This is a genomic window from Pseudorhodoplanes sp. (assembly GCF_035565795.1).
Taxonomy (GTDB): Bacteria; Pseudomonadota; Alphaproteobacteria; order Rhizobiales; family Xanthobacteraceae; genus Pseudorhodoplanes.
This window is the reverse complement of sequence record NZ_DATMRV010000101.1, coordinates 23,927-30,216: the sequence shown is the minus strand read 5'-3', so window position 1 is coordinate 30,216 and position 6,290 is coordinate 23,927. Positions and strand designations below refer to the sequence as shown.

The 6,290-nt window shown below is 61.5% G+C and carries 9 protein-coding genes; 8 read left to right on the top strand and 1 reads right to left on the bottom strand.

What is annotated here, in order from left to right; genetic code table 11:
* The first annotated feature begins 37 nt into the window (after positions 1-37).
* From VNZ93_RS10120 to rplA, 6 genes are all read left to right on the top strand, one after another.
* Entirely contained in the window at positions 38-454 is a 417-nt protein-coding gene (locus VNZ93_RS10120; protein ID WP_414710043.1) for a hypothetical protein, read from the top strand.
* Positions 447-1,679 (top strand): HlyD family secretion protein, encoded by a 1,233-nt coding sequence (locus VNZ93_RS10115; RefSeq protein WP_325703789.1) that lies wholly within the window; start codon positions 447-449, stop codon positions 1,677-1,679. Before VNZ93_RS10120 ends, VNZ93_RS10115 begins: the two co-directional genes overlap by 8 nt.
* Before the next feature lie 256 nt (positions 1,680-1,935).
* On the top strand, positions 1,936-2,133 hold the full coding sequence (gene secE / locus VNZ93_RS10110; RefSeq protein WP_325703786.1) for a preprotein translocase subunit SecE: 198 nt from the start codon (positions 1,936-1,938) through the stop codon (positions 2,131-2,133).
* A gap of 37 nt (positions 2,134-2,170) precedes the next feature.
* On the top strand, positions 2,171-2,701 hold the full coding sequence (gene nusG, locus VNZ93_RS10105; RefSeq protein ID WP_325703783.1) for a transcription termination/antitermination protein NusG: 531 nt from the start codon (positions 2,171-2,173) through the stop codon (positions 2,699-2,701).
* 140 nt (positions 2,702-2,841) lie between these two features.
* On the top strand, positions 2,842-3,273 hold the full coding sequence (gene rplK, locus VNZ93_RS10100; RefSeq protein WP_325703781.1) for a 50S ribosomal protein L11: 432 nt from the start codon (positions 2,842-2,844) through the stop codon (positions 3,271-3,273).
* Between the two features lies 1 nt (position 3,274).
* On the top strand, positions 3,275-3,970 hold the full coding sequence (rplA, locus tag VNZ93_RS10095) for a 50S ribosomal protein L1 (RefSeq protein WP_325703779.1): 696 nt from the start codon (positions 3,275-3,277) through the stop codon (positions 3,968-3,970).
* 264 nt (positions 3,971-4,234) lie between these two features.
* Here rplA and VNZ93_RS10090 read toward each other — a convergent pair whose 3' ends face one another.
* Positions 4,235-4,528 carry an HdeA/HdeB family chaperone gene (locus tag VNZ93_RS10090; protein WP_325703776.1) on the bottom strand — a complete coding sequence of 98 codons (294 nt, stop codon included), beginning with the start codon at positions 4,526-4,528 and terminating at the stop codon, positions 4,235-4,237.
* Positions 4,529-5,065: 537 nt separating this feature from the next.
* Here VNZ93_RS10090 and rplJ point away from each other — a divergent pair.
* A complete protein-coding gene (gene rplJ, locus VNZ93_RS10085) occupies positions 5,066-5,584 on the top strand; it encodes a 50S ribosomal protein L10 (RefSeq protein WP_325703773.1) in 519 nt (172 codons plus the stop codon).
* Between the two features lie 42 nt (positions 5,585-5,626).
* Positions 5,627-6,004, top strand: a complete 378-nt coding sequence (gene rplL, locus VNZ93_RS10080; protein WP_325703770.1) for a 50S ribosomal protein L7/L12 — start codon at positions 5,627-5,629, stop codon at positions 6,002-6,004.
* The last annotated feature ends 286 nt before the right edge of the window (positions 6,005-6,290 follow it).

Genomic DNA, 6,290 nt, shown 5'->3' with positions numbered 1-6,290 from the left:
TAACGTCCGAATTCCCCATTACGGGAGTTCCGCCTCCGTGACCGCTACGCCGCATCCCGCAGCAACGCATCATCTGCCGTGGTTCATCACAGCGCCCGGCCAGACGGACTATCTCTATGTGGCGACCGCCATCGTTCTGGTGCTGGCCATCTTCCTCATCGGCGTCGTCTTCTTCATGCTGCATTCGCTGCCGGAACGGCTGGGCCACAAGAAGCTGCAATTCGAGGTCGTTGCGGTCCTCGCGCTGATCTCCCTGTTCACGCATATTCACCTGTTCTGGGTCATCGCGCTTATCCTCGCCCTCATCGACATCCCGGATTTCCTCGCCCCGCTTCGCAGGATCGCCAGCGGCGTCGAAAAGCTTTCCGACAACAGGCCGGCAAGCAGCGATCACAGCGGTGCCGCACAACCTTCGTACAAGCGCGCCGAAGAAAAGGTGACGAGCGATGCTTGAGATCATCCTCTGCTCGCTGGTGACAGTCCTGCCCGACTACGGGTATCGCCGCTACGTGCAGGGCAAGCGGCTCGGCAAGGAGATCACGTTCTATTCGGTCTGGTACGAACTGCGCTACGGCCTCACCGCATGCTTCATGCTGACGGTCGCACTGATCACCATCATCTTCTATTTCCACCCGTCGACGACCAACGTCACCTCGTTCTTTCGCGCGATCCCGATCCTGCCGGAAGCCTCCGGGCGGGTGAGCGAGGTTCTCATCAAGCAAAGCGATGTGGTGAAGCAGGGCCAGCCGCTGTTCAAGCTGGACAGCACCAAGCAGGAAGCAGCGGTCGAAGTCGCGCGGCGCCGGATCAAGGAGATCGACGCGCAGATGCTGGTTACGCGCGCCGACATCGCCGCGTCAGAAGGGCAGATCCAGCAGGCCAAGAGCGCGCTCGAACAGGCCGTCGATGAATTGCGGACGAAGGAAGAGCTGAACCGGCGCAACGCCAACATCGTCGCCGCGCGCGAGATCGAGAAGCTGCAAACTGCCGTTGACGGCCGGCAAGGGCAGTTGGCAGCCGCGGAGGCGGCGAAACTCGCGGCGGAAACGCGCTTGAGTACATTGTTGCCGGCCGAGCGGGAGAGCGCCGAGGCGACGCTCCGGCAGTCGCAGGTCGATCTTAACAAGACGGTGGTCTATGCCGGTGTGTCGGGTCGCGTCGAGCAGTTCGTGCTGCAGGTCGGCGACGTCGTGAACCCGTTCATGCGGGCGGCCGGCGTCCTGATTCCGGAAGAGCACGGACGGACCGCGCTCCAGGCCGGCTTCGGGCAGATCGAAGCTCAGGTCATGAAGGTCGGCATGGCAGCCGAGGTGACCTGCGCATCGAATCCGATGGTCATTATTCCCATGGTGGTGACGCGGGTGCAGGACTTTATCGCGGCCGGGCAATTCCGGGTCGGCGAGCAATTGGTCGATGTCTCGCAGGCGATGAAGCCGGGCACCATTACGGTCGTCCTCGAACCGTTATTCGAAGGCGGGCTTGGCAACGTGACGCCCGGAAGCCGTTGCATCGCCAATGCCTATACGAGCAATCACGAACGGCTCGCCACTGAGAAGCTCGGGGCGGGGAAATGGATGTTTCTCCACGCGGTCGACGCCGTTGCGCTGGTTCATGCCATGCTGCTGCGGATTCAGGCCCTGGTCCTGCCGATCCAGACCCTCGTTTTCACCGGACACTGAGCTTGTCTTCATAAGTCGTTGAATTAGCGCAATAATTTAATGTCTCTCGTCTTGGTTGGGCGCTAGCAACCGGAGATTTTGGCTCCGTCGCCGTAAAACCTTGATTTCGGACGACTTTGGCAGTAGCTACACGGCACGCTTCGCGGCCCGGCAACGGACTTCCGCGGCGACGGCACCCCCAAAAAACAGGGCCAAGATCCGGCTTGTCCTTTCTCATGGATAGGCCGCAAGGCGGCTCGTTTGGACCTTAAGCGCGATGGCGAAGTTCAGTCCGTTCAAGTTTCTGCAGGAAGTACGCGACGAGACCGACAAGGTCACGTGGCCGACCCGCCGCGAGACCGCGATTACGACCGCCATGGTGTTCGTGATGGTGCTGATTTCCTCGATCTTCTTTCTCCTGGCCGATCAGGCCATCCGTATTCTGATTACGACCATCCTCGGATTTGCGCGTTAAGTCGCCGCAACCGGAACACGACACTCGGTAACGACACATGGCCAAGCGCTGGTACATCGTTCACGCCTACTCGAACTTCGAGAACAAGGTCGCGGAATCGATCCGTGAACAGGCCAAGCAGCGTGGTCTCACCGACCATTTCGAGGAAGTGCTGGTCCCGAAGGAAAAGGTCACCGAGGTGCGCCGCGGTCGCAAGGTCGATACCGAGCGCAAGTTCTTCCCGGGCTACGTGCTGGTGAAGGTGGACCTCACCGACGAGGCCTATCACCTGATCAAGAACACGCCGAAGGTCACGGGCTTCCTCGGCGCCGACAACAAGCCGATGCCGATTTCCGAAGCCGAAGCTGGCCGGCTGCTGCAGCAGGTCCAGGAAGGCATCGACCGGCCGAAGCCCTCGATGTCGTTCGAGGTCGGCGAGCAGGTTCGCGTCTCCGACGGACCGTTTGCATCGTTCAACGGCACGGTGGAAGAAGTCGACGAGGCACGCTCGCGCGTGAAAGTCGCGGTCTCCATCTTTGGCCGCGCAACACCGGTCGAACTCGAATTCGGACAGGTGGAGAAGATTTGACGAGTTTCCTCTCCCGCAACGTCGGGAGGGAGAATCGCCGTGGGAGGTGAAGGCGGCCGCCAACCGTCCGGATCCGCACCACGGCACCTGAACCGGGTCGGGGTCTTTGCGGGCCTCAACCCAAACAACAGGAGAACTACATGGCAAAGAAAATCACCGGCTATGTAAAGCTACAGGTGCCGGCCGGGGCGGCCAATCCGTCGCCGCCGATCGGTCCCGCGCTCGGCCAGCGCGGTCTGAACATCATGGAATTCTGCAAGGCCTTCAACGCGCAGACCGCCAAGCTCGAAAAGAACATGCCGATCCCGGTGACCATCACGGTCTATCAGGATCGCTCGTTCACCTTCGAGATGAAGCAGGCGCCCGTGTCCTACTTCATCAAGAAGGCTGCGAAGATCGAAAAGGGTTCGAAATTGCCCGGCCGCGACAAGGCCGGCAAGATCACGCAGGCGCAGATCAAGGAAATCGCCGAGCAGAAGATGAAGGATCTGAACTGCGACACTGTCGAGGCTGCGGCCAAGATGATTGAAGGCTCCGCCCGCTCGATGGGCATCGACGTGGTGGGAGGCTGATATGGCGGGCAAGCGTTATGCGAAGGCCATCGAAGGCCTCGACCGCGACAAGTTCTATCCGCTCGAAGACGCGGTGAAGATGATCAAGGATCGCGCCAAGTCGAAGTTCGACGAGACCATCGAGATCGCGATGAATCTCGGCGTCGATCCCCGTCATGCTGACCAGATGGTCCGCGGCGTGGTCACGTTGCCGAGCGGCTCGGGCCGTACGCAGCGCGTCGGCGTGTTCGCACGCGGCGCGAAGGCGGAAGAGGCGAAGGCTGCCGGTGCCGATGTCGTCGGTGCTGAGGATCTGTTCGAGAAGGTCAATAACGGCCAGATCGATTTCGAACGCTGCATCGCCACTCCGGACATGATGCCGCTGGTCGGCCGTCTCGGTAAGGTGCTCGGCCCGCGCGGCATGATGCCGAACCCGAAGGTCGGCACCGTGACCATGGACATCGCCAACGCGGTGAAGGGCGCCAAGGGCGGCTCGGTCGAGTTCCGCGTCGAGAAGGCCGGCATCGTGCAGGCCGGCGTCGGCAAGGCCTCGTTTACGGCGGATGCGCTGGTCGCCAACATCAAGGCGTTCGCGGATGCCGTGCAGAAGGCGAAGCCGTCGGGCGCAAAGGGAACTTTCGTCCAGAAAATCTCGGTGTCATCCACGATGGGACCGGGACTGAAGGTCGAGCCGAGCACGGTATTCACTCAGGGCTGATCCCGCCCAATCGCGAAGCAATTCGATGAAAGGCCCGGCAGCGATGCCGGGCCTTTTGTTTTTGCGATTGCCGCCGGGGGAGGGCGCTTCCCGGCGCGACCACAGGAAGGAAGGCGCCGTTCGCGTTCGCCTTCTTCGCAGACGCCTTCGGATTCTCGATATCGCGACCTGCCGCTGGCCGACATACCTGATTTCGCCGTTGCAGACGAAGCGGTTGCCGAGGCGTTTGCTCAGTCCGCGCAGGGCCCGGCCGCGCGCTATGACCTAGTCGTCGTCGAGTGTTTCGTCCGCTGCCGTGATCAGGCTGTCATCGGGATTCTTTGCGCAATATTCGGCGAGCTTGGTCCCGTCCTTTTTCATTTTCTCGAAATCGATGACGGGGGAAGAATCCTCCGAACTGTAATAGCCCTGCAGCCACATCATGATGAAAGCGATGTTTTCAGTGCTGCTGGCCATGAAGTCCTTGCACTTGACCGTCGAGACATCGAGCCGCTGCGCCTGGGCTGACAGCGTCGCAGACAGCAGCGCAGCTGTTGCGAACAACACAATGCGTTTCATTTTGAAAAATCCGGTTTGGCGGTGCGGAATCGCAACCGGCACGAAGTTTCGCAGGTCGGCATGGTCCGACAAGCACCTGTCAGCGCATTTTCACTCTCGCTCCGCGCAACTTTTCGGGAGCGGCGCGGCGGCCCGGACCAGCCCCTGGCCGAATTCAGGCTTGCAATTCCTTCCGATCCCGCTACTAGAGCGCCCCAGAAGGCGTGCCGCTGTCGGTGCGCCTTTGCGCGTTCCGGTCCGAAGGCCGGACGCGGTTCCTGTCCGAGACTGCAGGTGCGGGGCGACCCGCTTAATCGCCGCCATCCCAAGGGTGCCGGCAGCCAGCATAGACGGGTGAGAGACGAGATCGGGTTTCCAAGGGAGCAATCCCCGGTAAGGCCTTGATCCGGTTCGAACCTTTCGTTTCCACGCACGCTCTGAGCTGCGCGGAGGGCAGGCACTGGCAAGCGCCGTTCTGCCCTCGAAATCCTTTTTCCGGGGCCGAACGGCAGTCGCAACCGGCGGAACTTTCGTGGTTCCGCCAACCGGAGAGAGCTTGTGAATCGAGCGGAAAAGCAAGAGTCCGTTGCGTCACTGAAGGAGGTCTTCAACGCCTCCAAGGTGGTCGTGGTGGCTCACTATTCCGGCCTCACCGTCGCCCAGATGCAGACCCTGCGCAAGCAGATGAAGCAGGCGGGCGCTCAGGTGAAGGTCGCGAAAAACCGTCTCGCCAAGATCGCTCTTGATGGCTCCGATGCCGCCTCGATCGTGCCCCTTCTGAAGGGGCCGACCCTGATCGCTTATTCTTTAAACGATCCGGTCGCGGCACCGAAGGTCGCCACCGATTTCGCCAAGGCCAACGAGCAATTCGTTATCCTCGGCGGAGCGATGGGCAAGACCGCCCTGGATGTGAACGGCGTGAAGCAACTCGCTTCCCTGCCGTCGCTCGACGAACTGCGTGGCAAGCTGGTTGGCCTTCTCGTGGCCCCGGCGACCAAGATCGCGCAGCTCACCAACGCCCCGGCCGCCAAGGTCGCGCGCGTTGTCCAGGCCTATGCCAGCAAAGACGCGGCGTGACACCAATCCTCAACAATCAGGTTCGAATAGGACAATATCACCATGGCTGACTTGCAGAAAATCGTCGACGACCTCTCGTCGCTCACCGTCCTCGAGGCCGCTGACCTCGCCAAGATGCTCGAAGAGAAGTGGGGCGTTTCCGCCGCCGCTGCTGTGGCCGTCGCCGCCGCTCCGGGTGCTGGCGGTGGTGCCGCTCCGGCCGAGGAAAAGACCGACTTCACCGTCGTTCTGGCTTCCGCCGGCGACAAGAAGATCGAGGTCATCAAGGAAGTCCGCGCTCTGACCGGCCTCGGCCTGAAGGAAGCCAAGGACCTCGTCGAAGGCGCTCCGAAGACCCTGAAGGAAGGCGCCAACAAGGAAGAGGCCGACAAGATCAAGGCGACCCTCGAGAAGGTCGGCGCCAAGGTCGAGCTGAAGTAATCGGTGCGCGACGGTACCCCGATCCGCTATCGGGTTGGGGACACCGGACCGCCGGGCTTTAACGCCAATGTGACGGGAACCGGCTCGGAAATTTTCACGTTTCCGGCCGAATTCCTGCGATTAGGCCTAGACATAGGGGGTGCGGGACCCATATACGGTTCCGCATCCCCTTATAGCGCCGCATTGCGGCGGCATTGGCTTTGGTTCGAGCCCCGCTCGAATCATCTAGAACGCAGGCACCCCGACGCCTGTCCTGATGGTCGCGATTGATGGCGGCCGTTCGGAG